This is a genomic window from Faecalibacterium sp. AF28-13AC, from assembly GCF_003478405.1.
In the GTDB taxonomy this organism is placed as follows: Bacteria; Bacillota; Clostridia; order Oscillospirales; family Ruminococcaceae; genus Faecalibacterium; species Faecalibacterium prausnitzii_E.
Map to the genome: position 1 here is coordinate 1 of NZ_QUFG01000010.1, position 21,949 is coordinate 21,949.

At 60.2% G+C, this 21,949-nt stretch carries 16 protein-coding genes and 1 tRNA gene; 6 read left to right on the plus strand and 11 right to left on the minus strand.

Going from position 1 to position 21,949, the window contains the following annotated elements; genetic code table 11:
* Positions 1 to 390 precede the first annotated feature (390 nt).
* Positions 391 to 1,167, plus strand: a complete 777-nt coding sequence (locus tag DWY95_RS13270; RefSeq protein ID WP_118553865.1) for a type III pantothenate kinase — start codon at positions 391 to 393, stop codon at positions 1,165 to 1,167.
* A gap of 27 nt (positions 1,168 to 1,194) precedes the next feature.
* Positions 1,195 to 2,592 carry a S41 family peptidase gene (locus tag DWY95_RS13275; protein WP_118553866.1) on the plus strand — a complete coding sequence of 466 codons (1,398 nt, stop codon included), beginning with the start codon at positions 1,195 to 1,197 and terminating at the stop codon, positions 2,590 to 2,592.
* A 191-nt stretch (positions 2,593 to 2,783) separates the two neighbouring features.
* Here DWY95_RS13275 and DWY95_RS13280 read toward each other — a convergent pair.
* Positions 2,784 to 2,857: transfer RNA gene (locus DWY95_RS13280), tRNA-Arg, on the minus strand.
* Between the two features lie 255 nt (positions 2,858 to 3,112).
* Here DWY95_RS13280 and DWY95_RS13285 point away from each other — a divergent pair.
* The gene (locus DWY95_RS13285; RefSeq protein ID WP_118553867.1) at positions 3,113 to 4,480 is read left to right on the plus strand and encodes an MATE family efflux transporter; all 1,368 of its coding nucleotides are present in this window, start codon (positions 3,113 to 3,115) and stop codon (positions 4,478 to 4,480) included.
* 192 nt (positions 4,481 to 4,672) lie between these two features.
* Here the strand turns inward: DWY95_RS13285 and DWY95_RS13290 are convergent, their stop codons facing one another.
* The 4 genes from DWY95_RS13290 to DWY95_RS13305 all read right to left on the minus strand — a co-directional run bounded on the left by DWY95_RS13290 (position 4,673) and on the right by DWY95_RS13305 (position 10,510).
* Positions 4,673 to 5,689: an ATPase P gene (locus DWY95_RS13290; protein WP_097791313.1), complete on the minus strand. Its 1,017-nt coding sequence runs from the start codon at positions 5,687 to 5,689 to the stop codon at positions 4,673 to 4,675.
* Between the two features lie 157 nt (positions 5,690 to 5,846).
* On the minus strand, positions 5,847 to 7,352 hold the full coding sequence (locus DWY95_RS13295) for a carbon starvation CstA family protein (RefSeq protein WP_118553940.1): 1,506 nt from the start codon (positions 7,350 to 7,352) through the stop codon (positions 5,847 to 5,849).
* Between the two features lie 434 nt (positions 7,353 to 7,786).
* Positions 7,787 to 9,292 (minus strand): carbon starvation CstA family protein, encoded by a 1,506-nt coding sequence (locus tag DWY95_RS13300; protein WP_118553868.1) that lies wholly within the window; start codon positions 9,290 to 9,292, stop codon positions 7,787 to 7,789.
* A 297-nt stretch (positions 9,293 to 9,589) separates the two neighbouring features.
* Positions 9,590 to 10,510, minus strand: a complete 921-nt coding sequence (locus tag DWY95_RS13305; RefSeq protein WP_118553869.1) for a LysR family transcriptional regulator — start codon at positions 10,508 to 10,510, stop codon at positions 9,590 to 9,592.
* A 176-nt stretch (positions 10,511 to 10,686) separates the two neighbouring features.
* Between DWY95_RS13305 and DWY95_RS13310 the strand changes: the two genes are divergently transcribed.
* Entirely contained in the window at positions 10,687 to 10,893 is a 207-nt protein-coding gene (locus tag DWY95_RS13310; protein ID WP_118553870.1) for a hypothetical protein, read from the plus strand.
* Between the two features lie 10 nt (positions 10,894 to 10,903).
* Positions 10,904 to 11,443, plus strand: coding sequence for a histidine phosphatase family protein (locus DWY95_RS13315; protein ID WP_118553871.1), 540 nt, complete (start codon positions 10,904 to 10,906; stop codon positions 11,441 to 11,443).
* A gap of 46 nt (positions 11,444 to 11,489) precedes the next feature.
* On the opposite strand, the gene DWY95_RS13320 is transcribed toward DWY95_RS13315, so the two are convergent.
* From DWY95_RS13320 to DWY95_RS13345, 6 genes are all read right to left on the minus strand, one after another.
* Complete coding sequence (locus DWY95_RS13320; RefSeq protein WP_118553872.1) at positions 11,490 to 12,839, minus strand: MATE family efflux transporter; 1,350 nt, start codon at positions 12,837 to 12,839, stop codon at positions 11,490 to 11,492.
* Positions 12,840 to 12,852: 13 nt separating this feature from the next.
* The gene (locus DWY95_RS13325) at positions 12,853 to 13,092 is read right to left on the minus strand and encodes a hypothetical protein (protein ID WP_118553873.1); all 240 of its coding nucleotides are present in this window, start codon (positions 13,090 to 13,092) and stop codon (positions 12,853 to 12,855) included.
* The gene (locus DWY95_RS13330; protein WP_118553874.1) at positions 13,089 to 16,424 is read right to left on the minus strand and encodes an SbcC/MukB-like Walker B domain-containing protein; all 3,336 of its coding nucleotides are present in this window, start codon (positions 16,422 to 16,424) and stop codon (positions 13,089 to 13,091) included. The genes DWY95_RS13325 and DWY95_RS13330 overlap by 4 nt, the downstream gene beginning before the upstream one ends.
* Positions 16,421 to 17,026: a DUF4194 domain-containing protein gene (locus tag DWY95_RS13335; protein WP_118553875.1), complete on the minus strand. Its 606-nt coding sequence runs from the start codon at positions 17,024 to 17,026 to the stop codon at positions 16,421 to 16,423. The genes DWY95_RS13330 and DWY95_RS13335 overlap by 4 nt, the downstream gene beginning before the upstream one ends.
* A complete protein-coding gene (locus DWY95_RS13340; RefSeq protein ID WP_118553876.1) occupies positions 17,010 to 18,440 on the minus strand; it encodes a Wadjet anti-phage system protein JetA family protein in 1,431 nt (476 codons plus the stop codon). The genes DWY95_RS13335 and DWY95_RS13340 overlap by 17 nt, the downstream gene beginning before the upstream one ends.
* A 269-nt stretch (positions 18,441 to 18,709) precedes the next feature.
* A complete protein-coding gene (locus tag DWY95_RS13345) occupies positions 18,710 to 20,365 on the minus strand; it encodes a putative manganese-dependent inorganic diphosphatase (RefSeq protein WP_118553877.1) in 1,656 nt (551 codons plus the stop codon).
* A gap of 220 nt (positions 20,366 to 20,585) precedes the next feature.
* Here DWY95_RS13345 and DWY95_RS13350 point away from each other — a divergent pair, with 220 nt between their 5' ends.
* Positions 20,586 to 21,941: an MATE family efflux transporter gene (locus tag DWY95_RS13350; RefSeq protein ID WP_118553878.1), complete on the plus strand. Its 1,356-nt coding sequence runs from the start codon at positions 20,586 to 20,588 to the stop codon at positions 21,939 to 21,941.
* Positions 21,942 to 21,949 lie beyond the last annotated feature (8 nt).

Below are 21,949 nucleotides of genomic sequence, written 5' to 3' on the forward strand. Positions count from 1 at the left end.
TTATTTTATCACAGAAGTGATTTTTTGTCAAGCACTTTTTTCGAAGCGTTTCGAACGTTTTGAACTTGGACTGCTTCAGATTTCTCAGAACTGACTGGAATCTTTCGGCGTCTATTGGTTCTTTTCTCTCGCTTCTCAGCTGAGGCTTCAGAAGTCATTCTTTTGTCTCAGCGCTTGGCGCTCAAGTATAATACCATACACTGGGGTGGATGTCAACACTTTTTACAAGTTTTTTCAAAAAACTTCAAATTGCTGCGTTCGGGCAGGAAGTCGAACCCCTCCGGGACGGCCACGGCCGTCCCGGCTCCCCTTTTCCAAGGGGAGCTTGCAGTTTTGCGGGCGCTGTTATATTATATAATTACATTATAGAGGCAGAGGAGGCCCCCGACCATGATCCTGACGGTCAACATCGGCAACACACACATCACCATCGCCGGATACGAACACGACGCCCTGCAATTCAGCGGGCGTCTGCACTCCGACGCAGCAGCGACCATTGACGAATATGCCATGGATCTGCTGAATCTGCTCTCTCTGTACCGCGTCCAGACCGAGCGCATTGAGGGAGGCATTCTGGGCAGTGTCGTGCCCGCGCTGACGGGCCGCGTCCTGGCGGCGCTGCGGATGCTCTGCTCCGCCCGCTTTCTGACCGTTGGTCCGGGCCTGAAGAGCGGCATCAAGCTGCGGCTGGACAATCCGGCCCAGCTGGGTGCAGAGCTTTTGTGCGGCGCCGTTGCCGCGCTGGCCGAGACGCCCGGCCCGCTGGCCGTCATCTCCGCCGACACAGCCATCTCCATCATGGCCGTGAACGAAAAACAGGAGCTTGTGGGCGGCGTCATCCTGCCCGGCCCGCAGCTGTCGCAGGCGGCGCTGGTCCAGAAGACCGCCCAGCTGCCCCAGATCGACCTTTCGGCACCAGCTTCAGCCTCCATTCTGGGCAAGAACACCGCTGCCTGCCTGCAGAACGGTTTCGTGCTGGGCACCGCCAGCCTGCTGGACGGACTGGCTGAGCGCTTCCGCGCCGAACTCGGCCCGGAGCTCAAATTCTACGCCACCGGCAATCTGCCCCGCACCATCCGCGAAGCCTGCCACACGAACATTCTCTACCGCGAGACCCTCATCACCGATGGCTTATACCGCATCTGGCAGAAAAATCGGAAAGGGTAATATCAAAATCAAAAGGAGTGCCACACCATGAATTCCAAACTCGTATCTCTGTTCTGCTGTCTGATCATGCTCGTGAGCTTTTCCGGCTGTACCAAGGTCACACAGCTTGTAAAAGACAATCAACCAACCAAAGCGGAACTGCTCGCAGAAATCAACGAAGAGCATCAGCGTTGGGAAGCGGCTCCTGCCGCCGACCCGACACCCTATCTGCGGCATTACGATGACCCCGCCGATGCACAGAAATATTTTGATTACGTCACCGATACCTACAGCGAATACAATGCCGCCAAAGAATTAAGTCTGGAAGAAGCCGAAGAAGATGTGAACTATCTCTTCGATGCCTTCTATTATGATTTTGCCTTCTATGACTATTTTGGCGGGCACACTGTATTCGATCAGGCAAAAGCAGAGATTTTACAAGAGCTTCAAGCAAAAGACAACCTGACCTGCAAAGACTTACAGGAGGTTTTGGTGAAACACCTCACCTTTATCAAGGACGGCCATTTCAATATCAATCACAACTTCCCGGCGGAAAAGGAGATCCCCTTCTTTTTCCGGCAGGTGATGTTCGTTAAAACCGACAGCGGATATCAGGATTCCAAAGGTAAGACGGTCGTATCGGTAGACGGCCATCCAGACTTGGATACACTGTTCAAACGTTCCATTTCCCAAGAAGGATATCTTGTGTACTATCCTGTGCTGCTGAAAGAAGCAAAATTTGATGGAACCGAGTGGGACAAGCATGTGTGCGACGAGCAATTGACCGTGCACTATGCCGATGGCAGTACGGATGTATTGACAGCAGACGCATGGAGACAGTATTATAAAGAGCTTCCCAAAGACCAGAATACCGATCTTCGCCAGACAGATGGAATCCCGGTGTTCCAGTTCAACAGCTTTGATGGCTCTTTCCTGCAGGAGGTCAATGCTGCGGCGGCACAAATGAGTGATGCTGCGATTTCCATGCTGGATCTGCGCTCCAATGTCGGCGGATATGAAGAAGTAGCTCATCAGTGGATCACCCGATACAGCCGCCAGCGTGTACAGGGCAATGGAGTCCGCTATGACGTTGTTAATCCGGTATCCGTAGCGATAGCTCATCGGTGGCAAACGCACGACAACATTCTGATTCTTTTAAGCGGAAAATGCTCTGCCTCTTCTGCAGAAATCACAATGGACCTTGCCTATAATCTGGAAAACAGCCTGATCATCGGAGAAAACACAAATGGATGTATGATCGGAAATGGTGGGCATGTGGAACTGCCGAACAGCAAATGCTCGGTTATAATGACATCCGTATGTGTCTATCTGCTGCCGGAGGGTGCAGATTATTTTGAAGAAATGCGTGGCCTTTCTCCGGATATCTGGGTCCCGGCCAAAGAAGCCGAGACGCTGGCGGCAAAACTGATGGAGAATCTGAAATGAGATTCGAATCCTCCCGGCCGCAAATGAACGCCAGTCCTCTTGTTCGACGTTCCTACGGGTCTAGGAACCGCGCACTAAGCAACAGCCCGCTGGGCTGATTGCTTACCCCGCCTGCGGCGGGGCCGTGCTGTTCGAATCCTCCCGGCCGCAAATAAAAATCCCCAGCACACGAAAGTGTACTGGGGATTTCATGCGACCGGGAGGATTCGAACCTCTGGCCTTCCGGGTCGGAGCCGAACGCTCTATCCAGCTGAGCTACGATCGCACATCTTCTGAATGGATTCAGTATAAGGTAGTATAGCACAGCCGGACAGAAATTGCAAATAGAAATCTTCGCCCTTGTCGGCCCAATTTCTGCATCCGGAGCATCCTTCTGAAAAATCATCGGGCGGCGCGTTAAAATTTCACCTCTGCTTTTTGGGTTTTTCATCTTGCAAAAGCGCCGCCGGGCCTTATAATAGAGCTTGTGCCCCGGTGTGCGCGGGCACAGTTTCGGATCAGGAAAAGGAATCATCAAGTTATGAAGTCAAACACCAAATCGCTGACGGAAGGCCCTCTGGCCAAGCAGATCCTTCTGGTCAGCCTGCCGCTGGCACTGTCCAACCTGCTGCAGGTGCTGTTCAACATGTCGGACGTCGCGGTCGTGGGCCGGTTCGCCGGTTCCACGGCGCTGGGTGCGGTGGGTTCCACGAGCATCTTCGTCACCCTGTTCACCGGTTTTCTCATCGGCCTGAGCAACGGCATCAACGTGCTGGTGGCCCGCTTCTATGGGGCCAGGCACACCGATGACGTCCGCCGCACCGTTCACTCGGCGCTGGTGGTCAGCCTCATCGCCGGTGTGGTGCTGCTGTTCGTGGGTCTGCTGGGCTCCCCCGCCCTGCTGCGGCTGCTGAACACCAAGGAAGACCTGCTGCCCGGTGCCATCCTCTACCTGCGGGTCTACTTCCTCGGTATGCCCGCACTGGCGCTCTACAACTTTGGCAACGCCATCTTCAGCGCCATCGGCGACACCAAAAAGCCGCTGTACTTCCTGAGCATCGCGGGTGTGCTGAACATCCTGCTCAACCTCTTCTTCGTCATCGTCTGCAAGCTGGATGTCATGGGCGTGGCGCTGGCCAGTGCCATTTCGCAATGCGTTTCCGCCGGGCTCATCCTCCACGCGCTGACTCAGGTGCAGGACTGCTACACCCTGCATTTCCGGGAAGCCCGGCTCGACCCGGCCATGACCCGGAGCATTCTGGCGCTGGGCCTGCCCGCCGGGTTCCAGAACGCCGTCTTCGCCATCGCCAACCTCTTCATCCAGGCAGGCGTCAACTCCTTCGACTCCCTCATGGTCAAGGGCAACTCCGCCGCCGCCAACGCCGACAACCTCATCTACGACTGCATGGCCGCCTTCTACATGGCCTGTGCCAGCTTCATGAGCCAGAACTACGGCGCAGGCAAGCCCGACCGCGTGAAGAAGAGCTACTTCATCGCGCTGGGCTATTCCTTTGGTGTGGGCCTGCTGTTGGGCGGCAGCCTGTTCGTGTTCGGCCGCGAGTTCCTGGCCCTCTTCACCACCGAGCCTGCCGTCATCGACGCCGGCATGAAGCGTGTGGGCGTCATGGGTCTGGCCTACTGCATCTCGGCCTTTATGGATTGCACCATCGCCGCCTCCCGCGGCCTGGGCAAGACCGTCGTGCCCACCGTCATCGTCATCCTGGGCTCCTGCGTCTTCCGCGTCATCTGGGTGTACACCATCTTTGCCCACTTCCACACCATCCCCTCGCTTTATCTGCTCTACCCCTGCTCCTGGATACTGACCGCTCTGGCGGAGATCGTCTACTTCGTCCACTGCTACAAGCAGGCCATGAAAATTTTCCGGGAGCCGGTCCCTGCGTCGCTGTAAACCGTTCAGACATAAGAAAAGGCAGATGCCGTTCGATGCGGCATCTGCCTTTTTTGTTTCATTACACCTTTACTTCTCCCGTCAGCACCCGCTGATAGTCCTCGTAATTGCGGGCCAGCAGCGCGGGCGTATCCAGACCGAAGTTTGGCACAACAAAAGCTCCCCGGAAACGAGGAGCTTTCGTTGCATTCCTTATGCGTATTGGTGGTTCAGGAACATCGCCTTGATGAGGACGACCTCGTCGTATTCCTCCTGCTCGACCTGAACGTCGGCGTTCAACGCCTTCAGGCGGGCCTTGACGGCCTCCAGCGCCTCCGGCACGGTGACGGCGCGGCCCTCTTCGATGGCGTCCATCATCTGCTTGAGGACGGTCGGGTGTGCGTAATAGCTCGGCACCGGGAACGCACCGTTCGGGTAGCGCTTCACATAGTCTGCTGCGGCCTGCTCGGCCCGGTCGGCCCGCTTCATGATGGCGCTGTGGTTGTTGCGGGCGGTGGGCAGCATGTTGTAGCTGGAAAAGAGGAAGATGGCCGCAAAGCCGAACAGCGCAAAGTAGATGCCGTAATTACCCACATGGTTCGTGATGGCATAGAGGCCGTAGGCTGCGGCCACAAGGCCGAACAGGAAGATGGCCAATGCGACATAGCGGTACACCGGCTTGCTCTGCAGCTGGGCGCGCTTGCGGCGCTCGGCGGCGCTCAGCTCGTCCGAAATCTCCGGCTTGGCTTCCAGGTACTCTTTTGCCCGGCGCAGCACCGTCAGGCTGTGCTCGGCGTCTTTCGTCAGCTCCGGCAGCTTGCGGGCGGCCTTTTCGGCCTCCTTCTTCTGCACGGTCTGCTCGCCTGCCGCGCTCAGCCGCTTGATCTGCGGCTGCTCTTTGGCCAGAACGTCCAGCAGGGCGTCCACGTCCCGCTCATCCTTGAAGTTGCACTGCTTCTGCTTGCCGCCGTCGTACTCCACCACCAGATAGGCCATGGAGGCAAACATCCCTTTGCCGGTAAAGCCGCCCTGGCTCATGGCGACCCGCTTGAACGCGCGGGTGATGCTGCCGTAAGGCAGATAATAGCAGCGGTCGATGTAAAAGCTGTTGAGGTACAGCGCCTTTTTGCCGACGCCGCAGGGGCCGATCTTTTTGCAGGCTTTTTTGTCTGCTTCCAGCTCGGCAGCGCCGAGTTTTGCCAGACCCAGTTGTGCAGGTTTGAACAGCATAGTGTATCCCTCTTTTGCGTTTTGTTTGTACCCATTGTCCCACTGTTTTTCGCAAAATGCAAGAGTCTTTTCCACTCTTAGCCAAAAGCAAGACCGGCCGCTGGTGTGGGCAGCGGCCGGTCTTGAGATCACAGGGGGTTATGCCGCCTTGAATGGGTTATGCGGCTTTCTTCTCCGTGTGCTTCTTGGTAGCATGGATAAACAGGGCCAGCATTGCAACGGCGAAGACGATGCCCACAGGGTATGCGATTGCCGTATTGTAGATGGTGGCACCCTCAGCGGTCTTGCTGTTCAGCAGGCCGCCCAGGCACTCCGGAGCCAGCACGAAGTAAGTGCAGGACACAGCGCTCATGAAGGTAGCGGGCACAGCGGTGATCCAGTAGTTCTTCTTCTCCTTGAACAGGTACATGGAAGCGGCCCACAGAACGATCATGGCCAGCGTCTGATTGGTCCAGCTGAAGTAACGCCAGATCACGGTGTAGTTGATGAAGCCCAGCGCGTTGCCGATGCCCAGGAAGGCGCCGACACCCAGAACGGGGATGCAGAGCTTCAGGCGGTTCCCGTAGCTGTCCTGGTCCAGCTTCAGCCAGTCGGCCAGAGTCAGACGAGCGGAACGGAACGCGGTATCACCAGAGGTGATGGGGCAGATGACGACGCCGATCATTGCCAGGGCAATGCCGACACCGCCCATGGTCTTGGAGCAGACGTCGTAGATGGCGGCGGACTGACCTTCGGCCAGAGCAGCGGCCAGACCGGTGTTCAGACCACCGGTGACTTCGTACAGAGAGCAGCCGGCAGCAGCCCAGATCAGAGCGATGATGCCTTCGCAGACCATTGCGCCGTAGAAGACGAAGTGGCCCTGCTTCTCACTCTTCATGCAGCGCGCCATCAGAGGCGACTGGGTGGAGTGGAAGCCGGAAATAGCGCCGCAGGCGACCGTGATGAACATGAAGCTCCAGATCGGGGTGCCCGACGGGTGCATGCTGCCGAAGTGATCCCACAGTTCGGGGATGGTGTAGGCGGGGTTGGTGAAGATGCCAAAGATAACGCCCACTGCCATGATGATCAGGCAGATGCCGAAGACCGGGTAGATCTTGCCGATGATGGCATCAATGGAGATAAAGGTCGCGATGAAGTAATAGACCAAGATGATGATCAGCCAGAACAGGGTGGTGGTGAGCACACCGCTCATCCCGCTGTTCTTGCACAGGGTCACGATCAGGCCAGCAGGGCCGACTGCGAACACCGTGCCGACCATGATCAGCAGCACGACAGAGAACACACGCATGATGTTCTGCATCACAGGTCCCAGATACTTGCCGGTAACTTCTGCAATGGAAGCGCCTTCGTTGCGCTCGCTCATCATACCGGAGAAGTAGTCGTGGACGCCGCCTGCAAAGATGGTGCCGAAGGTGATCCACAGGAACACCACAGGGCCCCACAGAGCACCCTGCAGTGCACCAAAGATGGGGCCGAGGCCCGCGATGTTCAGCAGCTGGACGAGGAACAGCTTCCACTGCGGCATCACGACGTAGTCAACGCCATCGTTGATGCGCACAGCGGGAGTTTCACGGTCGTCCGGTCCAAACGTGTTGTCCACGATCTTGCCATAGACAAAATAGCCTACGATCAGGAGCGCCAGACAGAGTAAGAAACTAATCATACCAGAAACCTCCTTTTTCAGATCCACGCCCACGGCCCCATTCTGCCGTGCGTGGTCCATGTCTGGCTTCATGTTAACACATTTTTCATAACTCGAACAATATCTTTCCCGCATAGCCCTCATATCAAAAAGTATATGGTGGGGTTTCAGGCGTTTCTTTTGGCAAAGATTTTTAGCGTCTCCTCGGCAAATTTTCTTTTCCGAAAACGTTCTTTGTGTGATTTTGACCGACGAAAGTTGCAGCTCCCAAACTTTCCGCCTGTTTTTTGTGCAGTTTGACCACGCCTGCAATTTTTGCGCGATTTTCAGTGCTTTTTTGTTATTCAGCCGGGTTTCTCCCGTTGCAAACGAAGACCGGCCGTCCGGGGACTTCCCGGCGGCCGGTCTTCTGTGAATGGGCAAATATTAGAAGAGGAACTCAGGATCTCATCGGATCATGCGGCTTTCCTGACGCCAGCCTTTTTGGTGGCGTGGATAAACAGGGCCAGCATCGCAGCGGCAAAGACGATACCCACAGGGTATGCGACCGCCGTATTGTAGATGGTCGCGCCTTCCGCAGTCTTGCTGTTCAGCAGGCCGCCCAGGCACTCCGGAGCCAGCACGAAGTAGGTACAGGACACAGCGCTCATGAAGGTAGCAGGCACAGCCGTGATCCAGTAGTTCTTCTTTTCCTTGAAGAGGTACATGGAAGCGGCCCACAGGACGATCATGGCCAGCGTCTGGTTGGTCCAGCTGAAGTAACGCCAGATGACCGTGTAGTTGATGAAGCCCAGCGCGTTGCCGATGCCCAGGAAGGCGCCGACACCCAGAACGGGGATGCAGAGCTTCAGGCGGTTCGCGTAGCCGTCCTGGTCGATCTTGAACCAGTCGGCCAGCGTCAGACGCGCGGAACGGAAGGCGGTATCACCAGAAGTGATGGGGCAGACGACGACGCCCACCATGGCCAGCGCAATGCCCACGCCGCCCATGGTCTTGGAGCAGACATCGTAGATGGCCTTGGACTGGCCCATGGCCAGCGCCTGTGCCAGACCGGTGTTCAGGCCGCCGGTGACTTCGTACAGAGAGCAGCCGGCTGCGGCCCAGATCAGAGCGATGACGCCCTCACAGACCATGGCACCGTAGAAAACGAAGTGGCCCTGCTTCTCACTCTTCATGCAGCGCGCCATCAGAGGCGACTGGGTGGAGTGGAAGCCGGAAATAGCGCCGCAGGCGACCGTGATGAACATGAAGCTCCAGATCGGGGTGCCCGACGGGTGCATGCTGCCGAAGTGATCCCAGATCTCCGGGATCGTATAGGCAGGGTTTGTGAAGATACCGAAGATGACGCCGATGGCCATGATGATGAGGCAGATGCCGAAGATGGGGTAGATCTTGCCGATGACCGCGTCAATGGAGATAAAGGTCGCGATGAAGTAATACACCAGGATGATGATGAGCCAGAACAGCAGCGAAGTGAACACGCCGGATGCACCGCTCTGGCTGCACAGCTCCACGATCAGGCCCGCAGGGCCGACCGCAAACACCGTGCCCACCATGATGAGCAGAACCACGGAGAAGACACGCATCACGTTCTGCATCACCGGGCCAAGGTATTTGCCGGTGATCTCGGCGATGGAAGCGCCGTCGTTGCGCTCGCTCATCATGCCGGAGAAGTAGTCATGGACACCGCCCGCAAAGATCGTGCCGAAGGTGATCCACAGGAAGACCACCGGCCCCCACAGAGCGCCCTGCATGGCGCCGAAGATGGGGCCGAGGCCCGCGATGTTCAGCAGCTGGACGAGGAACAATTTCCACTGCGGCATCACGACATAGTCCACGCCATCGTTGATGCGCACAGCCGGAGTTTCGCGGTCGTCCGGGCCGAAGGTGTTGTCTACGATCTTACCGTAGACGAAGTAGCCCACGATCAAGAGCGCCAGACAGAGCAAGAAACTGATCATACCAGAAACCTCCTTTTTTCGGTGCTGTCCGCGGCCCCATTCCGCCGCCGGGCAGCTCCCAATCTCTGGCCTCATGGTAACATATTTTTCATCATCTGCACAATATTTTTCCAGCATAGGGGTATATCGTATCCGATATACCTGCTAAGAATTTTTACCGTTGTCCGGTCTGTTTTTTGTCGAAAAGCCAGCAAAAAAGAAACGAAACCGAATTTTCGGTTTCGTTTCTTTGCCACATTTCTCTATTTTTATCAATTCCGGAGCCAAAACTTTAGCCGCTTCTTTGCCGGCGGCTTCTCATTTCATGGTCTGGGCCGCCTGTTTGTGGAGCAGATCGACAAACGCCTGTTCCTCCGCCCGCAGGCCACCCTTGTCCGGATAGACCAGGACATCCCGCATCTGCTGGCGCTGGGCCGGGCATTTCTTCAGCACCAGATGATACTGTTCCAGCGCCTTGCGGGGCATGGGTGACGCCCACATATACGCAGACGGGAGCCGCTGCAAGATCGAAAACTGGCTGCACCGCTCATACACATGGATACGCCGGGCTTGGTTCACATGCCAGCGCACACCGTCGCCGCCCTCCTCGCCGGGCAGCTGAAAGTCGTCGTGCCGGATCTCCATATACTGGTTCAGTTCGGTCAGGTCGCGCACCTCGTGCCGGGCCAGCGGGCCGTCCCGGTTGGTGAGCAGCTGATATTCGAAGTCCATCACCGGCTCCATCTTCAGCCCCCGCCGGGCGCAGTAGTGGGTGTAGTGTTCATCGTCCTCCACCGCATAGCGCAGCAGCGCCAGGTGATAGCCCCGCCGCAGCACGAAATCCAGCGCCTCCATCGAGCCGCCCTCCCGGATGTGGATATGCACCCGCTCCAGATGCACCGCCTGTTCCAGATAATCCACCGCCGCATAGGACGCATAGGTCGCATGGGGCAGCATCACCCGCAGCTCCGCGCAGCGCTCCTGCTCTTCCTCGACGCTCCGGCTCAGGCGGTCCACATCTTCCAGCACCCGCTCGGCCTGCTCGATGAACCGCCGCCCCTGCTCGGTGGGGATCATGCCGGTGGAGGAGCGCTCAAAGATGCGGATGTGATACTCCTCTTCCAGATTTTTCAGCGCCTTGCTGATGTTGGGCTGGGCCGCATACAGCTGCTTTGCCGCAGCGCTGACCGACCCCCACTGCATGATGGCGACCAGATAGCGCAATTCTGTAATGTTCAAGCTCTTCTCTCCTTTTGGCGTCGTGTGGAACCATTTTATCCTATTGTATCAGCCCCGGCGCCGGGCTGTCAAGTTGACGGCAGCGCATCGGGGCTTTATAATAAGAATACCACGTTCTCCCCTGCCGGGAGAATCATCTGTAAAACGAGAACACTGTATTTTTCGAGGAAGATCGTATGACATACCGCGTTTTGCGCATCGACGAGCAGCTGTACGGCTGCGAGGAGCTGCCGGAAGGGCAGCCCGTCTGCTGCGATGTCTTATTGGAGGACGAGACCGGTGAACGCCGGGTCATCGCCTACCCGGACGCTGCGCTGACCCGCCTTGGCATCGACGAAGGCGACACCGTCCGGCTCGACCACCATACCCTCATCAAACTCTGAAGGAGCCTCTATGCACAGCTTATATTTTACCCGCCACGGCGAGACCGTCTGGAACGTTGAAAACAAGATCTGCGGCATGACCGACAGCCCGCTGACCGCCCGCGGCCGGGCGCAGGCCGCTGCACTGGGGGCCCATGTCCGGGACAGCGGGGTCCACATTGACGAGATCCTGTATTCTCCCCTGTCCCGCGCTGCCGACACCGCTCTGGCCATCGCCGAGGCCACCGGCATCCCGGCCCGCCCGGAACCCCGCCTGCGGGAGCAGTGCTTTGGCCGCTACGAGGGGACGCCCCGCGATGGGGCCGAGTTCAAAGTCTCCAAGACCCACTTTGCCGACCGCTACTCCGGCGGCGAGAGTATGCTGCAATTGGCCCAGCGCATCTACGACCTGCTGGACGAGCTGCGGGCCGACGAGAGCAAGACCTATCTGCTGGTCGCCCACAACGGCATCGCCCGCGTGGTGCGGTCTTACTTTTACGATATGACCAACGAGGAGTATGCCGCCTTCGGCATCCGGAACTGCGAGTTCGTCGAGTATACATTTGCATGACAACGAAAGCCGCCGGGGCCCCGGCGGCTTTCGTTGTCCTAGCGCGTCACACATGACGGTAATGGAATTTCCGATCTTTTGTCACGAACATATACACGCTCACCCCCAGCGCAGCAAGCTCGGCGGCCGTGACGGCCAGCCAGATGCCATCCATCCCCATGAGCGCCGGCAGTGCGAAGACCGCCGCCACCTGAAACAACAGGGTGCGTAGAAAAGAGATGAGGGCGCTCGTCACACCGTCGCCCAGCGCGGTAAAGAAGGACGACGCATAGACGTTGAAGCCCATGATGAGGAAGCTCAGCGCATAGAGCCGGAAGGCATGGGTGGTCAGTGCCAGCAGCCCGGCATCGTAGCCCACGAAGATGCGGGCCACATGCGGGATGAGGAACATCGAACCGATGGTCATGACGACGGCCACCACGCCGATGAGGCGGAAGCTCATGGAATAAAGGTTGTGGACCTCCCGGTGATTGCGGGCACCGTAGTGGTAGCTGACGATGGGGGCGCTGCCGACGGCATAGCCCACGAAGACGGCCACAAAGAGGAAGGCGGCATACATGATGACGCCGTAAGCCGCCACGCCGTCCTCGCCCGCAAAGCGGAGGAGCTGGTAATTGTAGAGGATGTTGACCAGCGACATGGAGAGGTTGGTCATCAGCTCCGACGAGCCGTTGATGCAGGCATTCCGCAGGACGTGGCCATGGAACTTCGTCCGGCTCAGGTGCAGGCGGCTGGTGTTGTTCCGGTCCAGGAAATAGAACACCGGCAGCAGGCCGCCGACGATCTGGCTGAGGAAGGTCGCGACAGCGGCACCCTCAACGCCCCAGCGGAGCACCCCCACCAGCACGACGTCCAGCACCATGTTGGTGCAGCCCGCGCCCACGGTGAAAGCGAATCCCAGATGGGGCTTTTCGGCCGTGACGAAGAAGCTCTGGAACATGTTCTGCAAGATAAAGGTCGGCAGGCTGACCAGCAGGATGCGGCCATACCGCAGCGCATAGTCCAGCATCTCCCCCTTTGCGCCCAGCAGCTCCGCCACCGGCTCAATGATGACCAGGCCAACGGCGCTGAACACGATGCCCGCTGCAAGGGCCGAACTGAGGAAGAGGCTGAAAAGTTCGTCCGCCTTTTTTCCATCGCCCTCGCCCAGCGTGATGCCCACGATGGCGCTGCCGCCGGTGCCCAGCATAAAGCCGATGCTGCCGATGAGCATGGGCAGCGGCATGATGAGGTTGACCGCCGCAAAGGCCGTCTTGCCCACGAAGTTCGAGACGCACAGGCCGTCCACGATGCCGTAGATGGAGGTGAACAGCATCGTGCCGATGCAGGGCAGCACGAACCGGATCAGCCGGGAATCGGTAAAGTGATCGGACAACTGGATGGGGTGCTTTGGCATGAGATCTCCTTTTTTACATCATCCCGCCGGGGCGCCAGCCGGTGCAGTAGCGGGCATAATCGCGGTCGGCCTGCTTGACGTAGAGGACGAGTTCTTCCTTCCCCTCTTTGTTTTTCATCGTGCGGACTTTGGTGGGCAGGCTCTGGCGCTGGAGCAGCTCCAGTTCGTCGTTCAGCTCATCCTCGTTGTCAAAGGTGTCGAGCTTGATCCAGTGGGTGGCAAACAGCCAGAATTTTGCAAGGGTATCGCTCATGGTTCAGTCTCCTTCTCCGGCGCGGGCTGCGGGGCCGTCAGCCGGTAAAACGGCGCGATGGCGTTGGCGTCGCCATGGCGCACAATAGAATAGGTGATGTCGCAATAGGGCTGGATGGCCGTGCTCTTCTCGACAGTGGAGATGAGCAGGACCTGCAATTGCAGGCGGCGGAACAGCTCCATCATGGGGCGGATGCGGTCGCTGGTCATCTTGCTGAAGGCCTCGTCCAGCAGGACCAGCCGGATGCTGTTCTCGCTCTTCTGATAAATTTGCAGCAGCGAAGCACAGATGGCCACATAGAACGGGGCCTGATTCTCGCCGCCGGAGGAATCGCGGCTGACACGGGACAGATACGCCTGCTGGCCGGAGACCGTGTTCGTGACCTTGATGTCGTAGTCCAGATAGGTGCGGTAATCCACATAGTCGGACAGGGTGGCACCGGAGGTGCTGCGGCCCTCCTGCCGGGCGCGGGTGTTCTCGTCCACGTCGGCCATGATCTTTTCCATCAGCTCATCCACCTGCCGCTCGTAAACGGGGTCGGCCGTGGCGGCGAGGTTGTCCAGCGAGTCGGTGTCGGTCATCTGCTGGTTGCCCTTGTCCACGATGACCTGATAGAACGCGGCCAGCTGCGGGTCACGGCTGGGTTCCAGCTCGAAGCGGTAGACCTCTTCGCCGTAGGTCAGCTGCTCCATCACCTTGTTCAGCTCCCGGAACTGGCGGCGGGCGTTGAAGATGTCGTCTTTCATCCGGAAGAGGATGTCTTTCCGGAAGCGGTCCTTGCAGTCGCGCTGGGCCTGGTCCAGGCGGGCGGCGTAGCGCTCCAGGTCGATGCGGACGAGGCTCTCGTGCTGGGCGCGGTACTGCTCGATGCCCGCAAGGCCCAGCGGATAATCGCAGACGTACCGCTCGTTGTACGCCTTCTGGGCCGGTTCCAGCGTGGCGGTGAGGTAGCTTTGCAGGGTGTCGTCCAGTTTGGTCTGCGCTTTTTCGGCCGCCTGGGCAGCGGCGCGGGCTGTGCGGCCCCCGGTCATGAGGCCCTTTTTGCGCTCCTGTGCCAGCGGCTCCAGCAGCGGATATTTTTCAAAGAAGGTCTGGGCCGCCCCGGCGCTCTGCTGCGCTGCGGCCACGGCCCGGCCCTGCTCTGCCGCGCAGGAAGCCAGCTGCTTTTCACAGACGCGGATATCGCCGCCTGCCTGTTCCACTGCCTTGCGGGCTGCTTCCCAGGCAGCTTCGCGGGTCTCCTCTTCCCGATACAGCTCCTGCAGCAGCGGGTTCTCCCGGCAGTCGGCCAGCTTCTGGGCCTGTGCCGCATAGTCGGCCTTGGCGGCAGCAAGGGCGTCCCGGCCTTCCCACAGCCCGGCCAGCGTTTCCAGTGCGCGGCCGCGCAGGATGTTCTGGTACTGGTCGTAGGCCGTCTTCAGCGACCGTTCGGTCTGCACGCCCTCGCGGCGGCGTTCACCGAGGGCCGTCAGCTCCTCTTCCAGCGCACCGGCGCGGGCGCGGCGGGCGTCCAGACCGATATACCGCTGGGGTCGGCGCAGGCGTTCCAGCCGGAACGGATGGTGACGCAGCAGGTCACGGGTAGCGCTGTCCGGGAAGTGTTCCAGCGTGTCCGGCGTCTCGCAGCAGACGATGCGGCGGAGGATGGTGTCCGCATACTGTGCGGCCAGCGGGTTCTCGCTCTCCACCTGAGCGGCAAGGCTGTCAGCCGGGCGGGTCTCCGCGCGGCGGTTGGCGGTGCGGATGCCCGGTGTATCCAGCAGGCTGATGGGCCCGACCGTTTCGCCCAGCGCCACAAAGGCGCTCTTGGCGGCGGCGTAGTGGTTGGGCGGGACGAGGATATCGAACCGGCGGTCGCCGAGGCAGGCTTCCACACAGTCCTGCCAGCTCTCGTCGGCTACGTTCAGCAGCTCACAGAAGATCTTTGCGTCCGGCGTCATGCCCCGGCTCTTCAGCTCGGCGTTGACGGCATCGCGGACTCTGGTGGCGGCATCGCCGTGGGGGTAGACCCACTTGCCGCCCGAAACCGCGTCCAGCTCGGCGCGCTTTTCTTCCTGCGCGCGGGCCAGGTCGGCGGCGTTCTGCCGCGCGGCAAAATACTGCTCTTCCAGCGGCTTTTCGAGCCGGTCCAGCGCTTCGGTCAGCGCGGGCAGCTGTTCCGCGGTCAGAGCGGCCGGCCAGAGCGCCTTTTCGACCCCGAAGCCACTGCGGGCCAGCACCGTCAGCAGGTTCGTGACGGCATCCGCCGTTTGTTCCAGCGCCGCCACCTTCCGGGCGGCGGCATCCAGTGCGGTCTTCCTGCGGGCCAGTTCCTCGGTCATGGCGTCCAGCGCACGGCCCTCGCCGCTGGCCGAAGCTGCCCCATGGGCGGCCAGATAGGCCCGGCGGGCCTCGGCCTCGGCGTTCTTGGCCGCTTCATAGGCGGCGTTCCGCTCGGCCAGCTGGCGGCGTCCGGCGTCGAGATGCCCCTGCCAGACGGCGTCTTCTCCGGCGTCGGCCTCGGCGCGGGCCAGCAGGGCCGCGCCCCGGTTGACCAGGGCGTCCGTCTCTCTGGATGCGGCTTCCCGGCCGTATTCCACGATCTGTTCCAGCGCGGCGGCGCGGGTCTGCGCCTCGGCCAGCACGGCGTGGAGGTTTTCCAGCTCCACCCGGTCGCCCTGCAGCGCGTCCAGATCCAGTTCCGGCTGGGGCAGGATGTATTGATACAGAAATTCCCGGAAGTTCGGGATCTCGTCCATGCTGGTGCCCATCTGGAACACCTCATTGAACTTTTTGCCCAGCGGGCTGGATGCGCGGCCGATGCCCAGCGCACGGCAGATGCGGTCCCGCGCCTCGCTGGGGCTGCGGGTATAGGAGAGACGGCCCACAGCGGGCTTGAAATCCTCTCTGGCGCTGGGGGCCCCGGTGCGCGGGTCGAGAAAGGGCAGCTTTTCCAGCGTGATGCCGTCCTCGGAGATGTACCAGGTCTGGTCGCCGGGGTGGAGCTCCTGCATGGGCCCCTCGGACTCGACGCGCACCGCGATGACGAAGGGCGTCCGCTTGGCGCTGTCCCAGAACTCGGCACCGATATAGGCCACCGTCCGGCCGGGGCGGCGGTAGGCGTTCTCGCCGCGCTGCTTGGCGTGGACGGAGCCTTGCAGGGTGCGGCCGCTCTTTTTATTGCCCAGGGCATTGAAATTGCGGTTGGTGGTCAGGCAGTAGCGGATGGCGTCCAGAATGGTGGTCTTGCCCACGGCATTGACGCCGATCATATAGGTCAGGCGGGCACAGTCGAAGGTGACGTTCTCAAAGTTGTGCCAGTTGATGAGTTTCAGGCGTTTTAATTCGATCATTCTTCATCCTCCGCACTGGATTCGCCCTCCGGGCGTTCGTACAGGGCCAGCTCGTTCCGGGTGCGGCTGCTCTCGGCAGCGGCATCGGCGAGGTCGGCATCCGGCAGCGCCAGCAGCACGGTCGGGAAGACCTCGATGCGGCTGTCCAGCCCGGTCAGACGGCCCACGGACCGGGCCAGATTGTACCGGCGCAGGGTGCGCAGCAGCTTTTCCAGCGTGAGCTGGTCCAGCCGCCGGGGCAGGTTCATTTTTTGCAGTTCGGCCTGCACTTCTTCCACCGTGACCAGAACCTGGTCTGCACTGGCCGAGAGGCTCTCCCGCTTTTGCAGGTAGAGCAGGCGCAGCACCAGCAGCAGGATGCTCTCGTATTTCAGCAGCCGGGCCTGGCTGCCCTCGTGCTCGTTGACGAGCGCCGCCGCCTGCAGCGGGGCCGGGTAGAGCAGGACCGCATAGCCCAGCGGCGCGAACACGGCCCGCACCTCGTTCAGGTGGTCCTGCACATAGAGATACTTCGACCGCTGGTCCTCCACACTGCCCAGCAGAAAGCAGTGGTTGAGCAGATAGTTTGCGGTCTCTTCCAGCAGTTTATTCGTTTCGGCCATGGGGTTCCTCCTTGCGGGGCATCAGGATAAATTCTTCGAACCGGAAGCCACCCCGCTCGACCCACTTCCCGGTCCGTTCGATGTCATAGTCCCGCCGCGGCGACTGCGAGTAGGTGTGCAGGCCGATGATGCGGGCAAAGTCGCTGGGATATTCGTCGGCCAGCGTGGACGCCGCCACCTGTCTGCGGGCGGCAAGGGCCTGCTGCGCCAGCAGGGCCACGTTCTCTTCGGTCACGGCCATCCGGGCGTATTCCAGCAGGAGCTGCTGCTCCTTTTGCAGCTGTTCCGGGTCCAGCGTTCCGGTCTCCACCGGCCTGAGCGGCACCTCGCTGCGGGGCGCGGCGGGCGGGTAGAGCGGCTTTTCGCCGAAGACCTGCACCGGGTAAAGGTGCAGATGCTTTGCCACCGGGCCGTCATCCGGTTCGAACAGCTGGTCCGGCGTCTTGATCTCCTCGGCATAGCGGCGGAGCAGCGCCGTGACGCTGCCCTGCGCCGAGCGGTCGCTCAGCAGCAGAAACTGCGCCCGCTGCACGGCACGCTTGCGGTAGCGGATGTGGCTGGCGTCGATCTGCTTCATCAGGCCGCTCATCTCTTCCAGCGCATCCCGCTGCTTCTGGATGAGGGTCCGCACCGCCGGGGCGGCCTCGTTCGGCGCACAGCGCTCCACGCGGGCATAATCCAGCGCCAGCTGCGGCAGATAGTTTGCCTCGCAGTCGTCCAGCCCCTCTTCGAGGTAGGCGCGGTAGTTGAACAGGTTGTCGCTGGTCTTGAACCGGTGGTACGCTGCCGCAACGACCTTTTCCTCGTACTGGTCGAACAGCTCCAGCACCTCCTGCGGGGTGCGGTTGCGGGTGAGCCGGTCGATGTAGTGGCCGATGGAGGCATTGAGCGCACGGAGCGACTTGTTCAGCGCTTCGAGGTCGGACGCGACCTCCCGCAGGACATTCTCGTAGGGGCTCTTCTCCTCCCCGATGCCCCGCAGCAGCTGCCAGGCCTTGTACAGCTTGCCGGTATAGGTGACGACACGCGGGTTCAGGATCTCTTCCAGCGCTTCCAGCAGAGGCGTCACCTCCGGCACAAAGGCCAGCGAGGGTTCCTCCTCATAGCTGCCGGGCTGCTCTTCCAGCCAGCCGGTGCGCCGCAGCCGCAGCAGAAAGCCCAGCGCCAGCAGATGCGGGTCGCGGGTGGGCTGCTCGGCCTCGTCTCCGGCGTCGTCGGCGTCCAGCGCCAGCGGCTTTGCCAGAGCCGCAAAGTAATCCTCCGCGCGGGAGACGGCTTCGGCGCGGGAGATGCTGTAATCCGCCGTGTGGCGGCACTCCTCCCACAGCAGCAGGAGCAGCTCGGCATAAAACGCCCGGTTCGGCCCCGCCAGCGGGCGGAACAGACGCGGGGAGACCAGTTCAAATAGCTGCATCAAAAGATCCTTTCTTTCGCAAATTTCCGCCTCTATTGTACCACAAAAAACAGGCCCTCTCAACCGGTGGCCGGGCGCATCTTCCGGAACGATCTGCACACGAGCCGCCGCAGGCTGTGAAAATTCATCCCGAATTTACACAATTTCACCACGATTTTGTGTTATGCTTCTTATAAAGAGATGAAAAAGGCATCGCAGGCTGAACTCCCACTCAACACAATGCCCCCCGGAATGCAGGCTTCCGGGGGGCTTCGTGTTTGTTCGGGGCTTTACAGTTCCTGATATGCGCTCATCATGGCGGGGATGAACTGCTTTTTGCGGCTGACGACGCCGGGCAGGGTCCAGCTGCCGTCTTCGGCGGGCTGGGTCTCAAAACCGTCCGACAGCACCTCGGCGGCATAGCGGCCTTCGCAGATGACGACGCTCTCCTCCTTGGGCACATCGGTCAGCAGCATATAGATATCCTCCACATTCTGCTTGTTGCGGGCCTCTTCGAGGTAGGGTTTGAGCAATTTTTCGGCGGCCAGCAGGTTTTTGCGGGTCATGTAGCTGCCCTGCGCCACGCCGAAGCGGATATCGCCGCACATGAAGACCTTGAAGTCCTGCAAAAAGACCTCTTCGGGGGTCTTGCCGTCCAGTTTTTCACCGGCTTCGAACATTTCAGTGGAAAACTCGTCGATGTCCACACCGGCGATCTGGGCCAGACGCTTGGCCGCCGCCACATCCACCGGGGTGCAGGTGGGGCTGCGGAAGACCAGCGTATCCGACAGGATGGCCGCCAGCAGCAGACCGGCGGTCTGGGCCGGGATCTCCACGCCGTTCTCGTCGTACATCTGGGTGATGATGGTCGCGGTGCAGCCCACCGGCTGATTGCGGAAGTAGACCGGGCCGCTGGTCTCCAGACTGCCGATGCGGTGGTGGTCGATGATCTCCAGGATCTCCGCCTGGTCGAAGCCCTCCACGGCCTGAGTGGCCTCGTTGTGGTCCACCAGGATGATGCGGCGCTTGCGCAGGGCGATGATGTTGCGGCGGCTGACCATGCCGCAATATTTGCCCTCTTCATCGAGGATGGGGAAATAGCGGTGGCGCACCTTGGCCATGACGCGCATGACATCCGCCACCGGCGTGACGAGGGTGAACTTCAGGATGTCTTCGCGGGTCATATAATAGGAGATGGGGGCGCACTGGCTGATGAGCTTGCCGGCCGCGTAGGTATCGTAGGGGGTCGTCATGATGGCGACGCCCATTTCGTCGGCAATGCGCTGGATGGTGTGGCCCACCTTGGAGCCGTTGCAGATGATGAGGAGGGAGGCCTCCTTCTCAATGGCGCACAGCTGGCTCTCGTACCGGTTGGTCAGGATGACGATGTCGCCCTTTTCCACATTGCTTTCCAGCATTTCGGGGGTGGCGGTGCCGATCTTGATGTAGCCAGTGGTGCAGACGGCGTTCTCGTCGCCCACCACCATGGTGCCGCCCAACGTTTCGAGGATGTTCCGGAAGCTGGTCCGGCTCTTGGCCAGAACGCCGGTGTCGAAGACGTCCATGTTGGCGGTCGCGATGTCCTTGACCGTGATGATGCCCTCCAGATCGTTTTCTGCGCTGGTGATGGGCAGGGTGTCGATCTTCTGGTCGCGCATGATCTCCCACGCACGGCGCAGGCTGGTGGCACCGGGGATGCCGGGCATCTCGCGGTAATCCACATCCCGGATCTTCGGGTTGACGTCCGTACACATGCGGGGCGGGGTCACGCTGAACTTTTTCAGGACGAACTCAGTCTCCTGGTTCATCCGGCCCGCGCGGCGCGCCTCGCAGACAAGGTCGCTGGTCTTGTTTTTCAGTTCCGCATACGCAATGGCGGAGCAGATGGAGTCGGTGTCCGGGTTGCGGTGCCCGATGACCACGACTTTATGGGCTGCCTTTGGCATAATCTTTCCTCTCTCTATGGAATCGTTCATTCATTTACCTTCTTCTGTGCTGCACACAGAAGTCCAGTTTCATTCTATCACATCCCACCGCAGGGGTAAAGGGAACCGACGGCACTTTGTTTCTTAAAATTTTGCGAGGTTCTTGGATACAACATCTTGATTTTCCTGCGATTCCGCGTTATGCTTAGTTCCATGACATCCCAGAGCAAGAGGAGGAACTATGACAACCACAACAACCAAGCCGCTGTTTACCCGCAAACAGCTCAGCGCCCTGCTGCTGCCGCTGATCGCCGAGCAGGCGCTCAGCGTGACCATCGGTCTGGCCGATACCCTGATGGTCTCCTCGGTCGGCGAAGCGGCCGTGTCGGGCGTCAGCCTGGTGGACTCGTTCAACGTGCTGATGATCCAGCTGCTCAGCGCGCTTGCCACCGGCGGCGCCGTCGTCGCCAGCCAGTACATCGGCCACCGGGAACCGAAGAACGCCAAGGCCGCCGCCGCCCAGATCCTGTTCATCATGATCTCGCTCAGCGCCGTGGTCGCCGCCGTGGTCGCGGTGGGGCGGCACGGCATCCTGCGGGGCATCTTCGGCTCCATTGACGCCGACGTCATGCGCTACGCCGAGACGTATTTCCTGCTCTCGGCGCTGAGCTATCCCTTCATCGGTGTGTACAACGCCGGTGCTGCGCTCTTCCGCGCACAGGGCAACAGCAAGATCAGCATGCTGTCCAGTCTGGTGATGAACGTGGTGAACATCGGCGGCAACGCCGTGCTCATCTTCTACTTTAAGATGGGCGTCATGGGTGCCGCGCTGGCCAGCCTTGTCTCCCGGATGATCGCCTGCTTTGCGGTCATCTACCTGCTGGAAAAGCCCGGCTGTCTGCTCCGCATCGAGCACCTGACCGATCTGAAGCCCGACCTGCCCCTCATCCGCCGCATCCTGCGGGTGGGCATCCCGGCCGGCATCGAGAACGGCATGTTCCAGATCGGCAAGTTGTCAGTCTCCAGCCTGACGTCCACTCTCGGCACCTCGGCCATTGCGGCCAACGCCGTGGCGGGCAACATCACCACCTTCCTGAATGTTCCGGCCAACGCGGTCGGCATGGCGGTGCTCACCGTCATCGGCCAGTGCCTGGGTGCAGGCGAAAAAGAGCAGGCCAAACACTACGCCCGCCGCTTCCTGCTGGTGGCCTATGCAGGTGCCTGGATCATGAACCTGTCGGCCTTCTTCTTCCTGAACCGGATCACCCTGTCCTGGTTCAACCTCTCCCCGGAGTCCAACGCCATGGCGCTGCAGGTGATGGTCTGGTTCAATATCATCTCGCTGTTCATCTGGCCGTCCAGCTTCACCCTGCCCAACATCCTCCGCGCCGCCGGCGACGCCACCTTCACAATGACGGTCAGCGTCTTCTCCATGTGGGTGTTCCGGGTGGGTTTCTGCTACCTGATGGTCCTGGGCCTGCATCAGGGCAATCTGCTCAGCATCTGGGGCGGCATGTTCCTGGACTGGCTGTTCCGCTCCCTCTTCTTTGCCATCCGCTTCTTCAAGGGGAGCTGGCTGGAAAAGAAAGTCATCTGAGCCTGTGC

Excerpts from the sequence above, each read along its gene's own strand:
- DWY95_RS13270 (WP_118553865.1), top strand. The coding sequence starts at position 391 with ATGATCCTGACGGTCAACATCGGCAACACACACATCACCATCGCCGGA.
- DWY95_RS13275 (WP_118553866.1), top strand. The coding sequence starts at position 1,195 with ATGAATTCCAAACTCGTATCTCTGTTCTGCTGTCTGATCATGCTCGTG.
- DWY95_RS13285 (WP_118553867.1), top strand. The coding sequence starts at position 3,113 with ATGAAGTCAAACACCAAATCGCTGACGGAAGGCCCTCTGGCCAAGCAG.
- DWY95_RS13290 (WP_097791313.1), bottom strand. The coding sequence starts at position 5,689 with ATGCTGTTCAAACCTGCACAACTGGGTCTGGCAAAACTCGGCGCTGCC.
- DWY95_RS13295 (WP_118553940.1), bottom strand. The coding sequence starts at position 7,352 with ATGATTAGTTTCTTACTCTGTCTGGCGCTCCTGATCGTAGGCTATTTT.
- DWY95_RS13300 (WP_118553868.1), bottom strand. The coding sequence starts at position 9,292 with ATGATCAGTTTCTTGCTCTGTCTGGCGCTCTTGATCGTGGGCTACTTC.
- DWY95_RS13310 (WP_118553870.1), top strand. The coding sequence starts at position 10,687 with ATGACATACCGCGTTTTGCGCATCGACGAGCAGCTGTACGGCTGCGAG.
- DWY95_RS13315 (WP_118553871.1), top strand. The coding sequence starts at position 10,904 with ATGCACAGCTTATATTTTACCCGCCACGGCGAGACCGTCTGGAACGTT.
- DWY95_RS13320 (WP_118553872.1), bottom strand. The coding sequence starts at position 12,839 with ATGCCAAAGCACCCCATCCAGTTGTCCGATCACTTTACCGATTCCCGG.
- DWY95_RS13325 (WP_118553873.1), bottom strand. The coding sequence starts at position 13,092 with ATGAGCGATACCCTTGCAAAATTCTGGCTGTTTGCCACCCACTGGATC.
- DWY95_RS13330 (WP_118553874.1), bottom strand. The coding sequence starts at position 16,424 with ATGATCGAATTAAAACGCCTGAAACTCATCAACTGGCACAACTTTGAG.
- DWY95_RS13335 (WP_118553875.1), bottom strand. The coding sequence starts at position 17,026 with ATGGCCGAAACGAATAAACTGCTGGAAGAGACCGCAAACTATCTGCTC.
- DWY95_RS13340 (WP_118553876.1), bottom strand. The coding sequence starts at position 18,440 with ATGCAGCTATTTGAACTGGTCTCCCCGCGTCTGTTCCGCCCGCTGGCG.
- DWY95_RS13345 (WP_118553877.1), bottom strand. The coding sequence starts at position 20,365 with ATGCCAAAGGCAGCCCATAAAGTCGTGGTCATCGGGCACCGCAACCCG.
- DWY95_RS13350 (WP_118553878.1), top strand. The coding sequence starts at position 20,586 with ATGACAACCACAACAACCAAGCCGCTGTTTACCCGCAAACAGCTCAGC.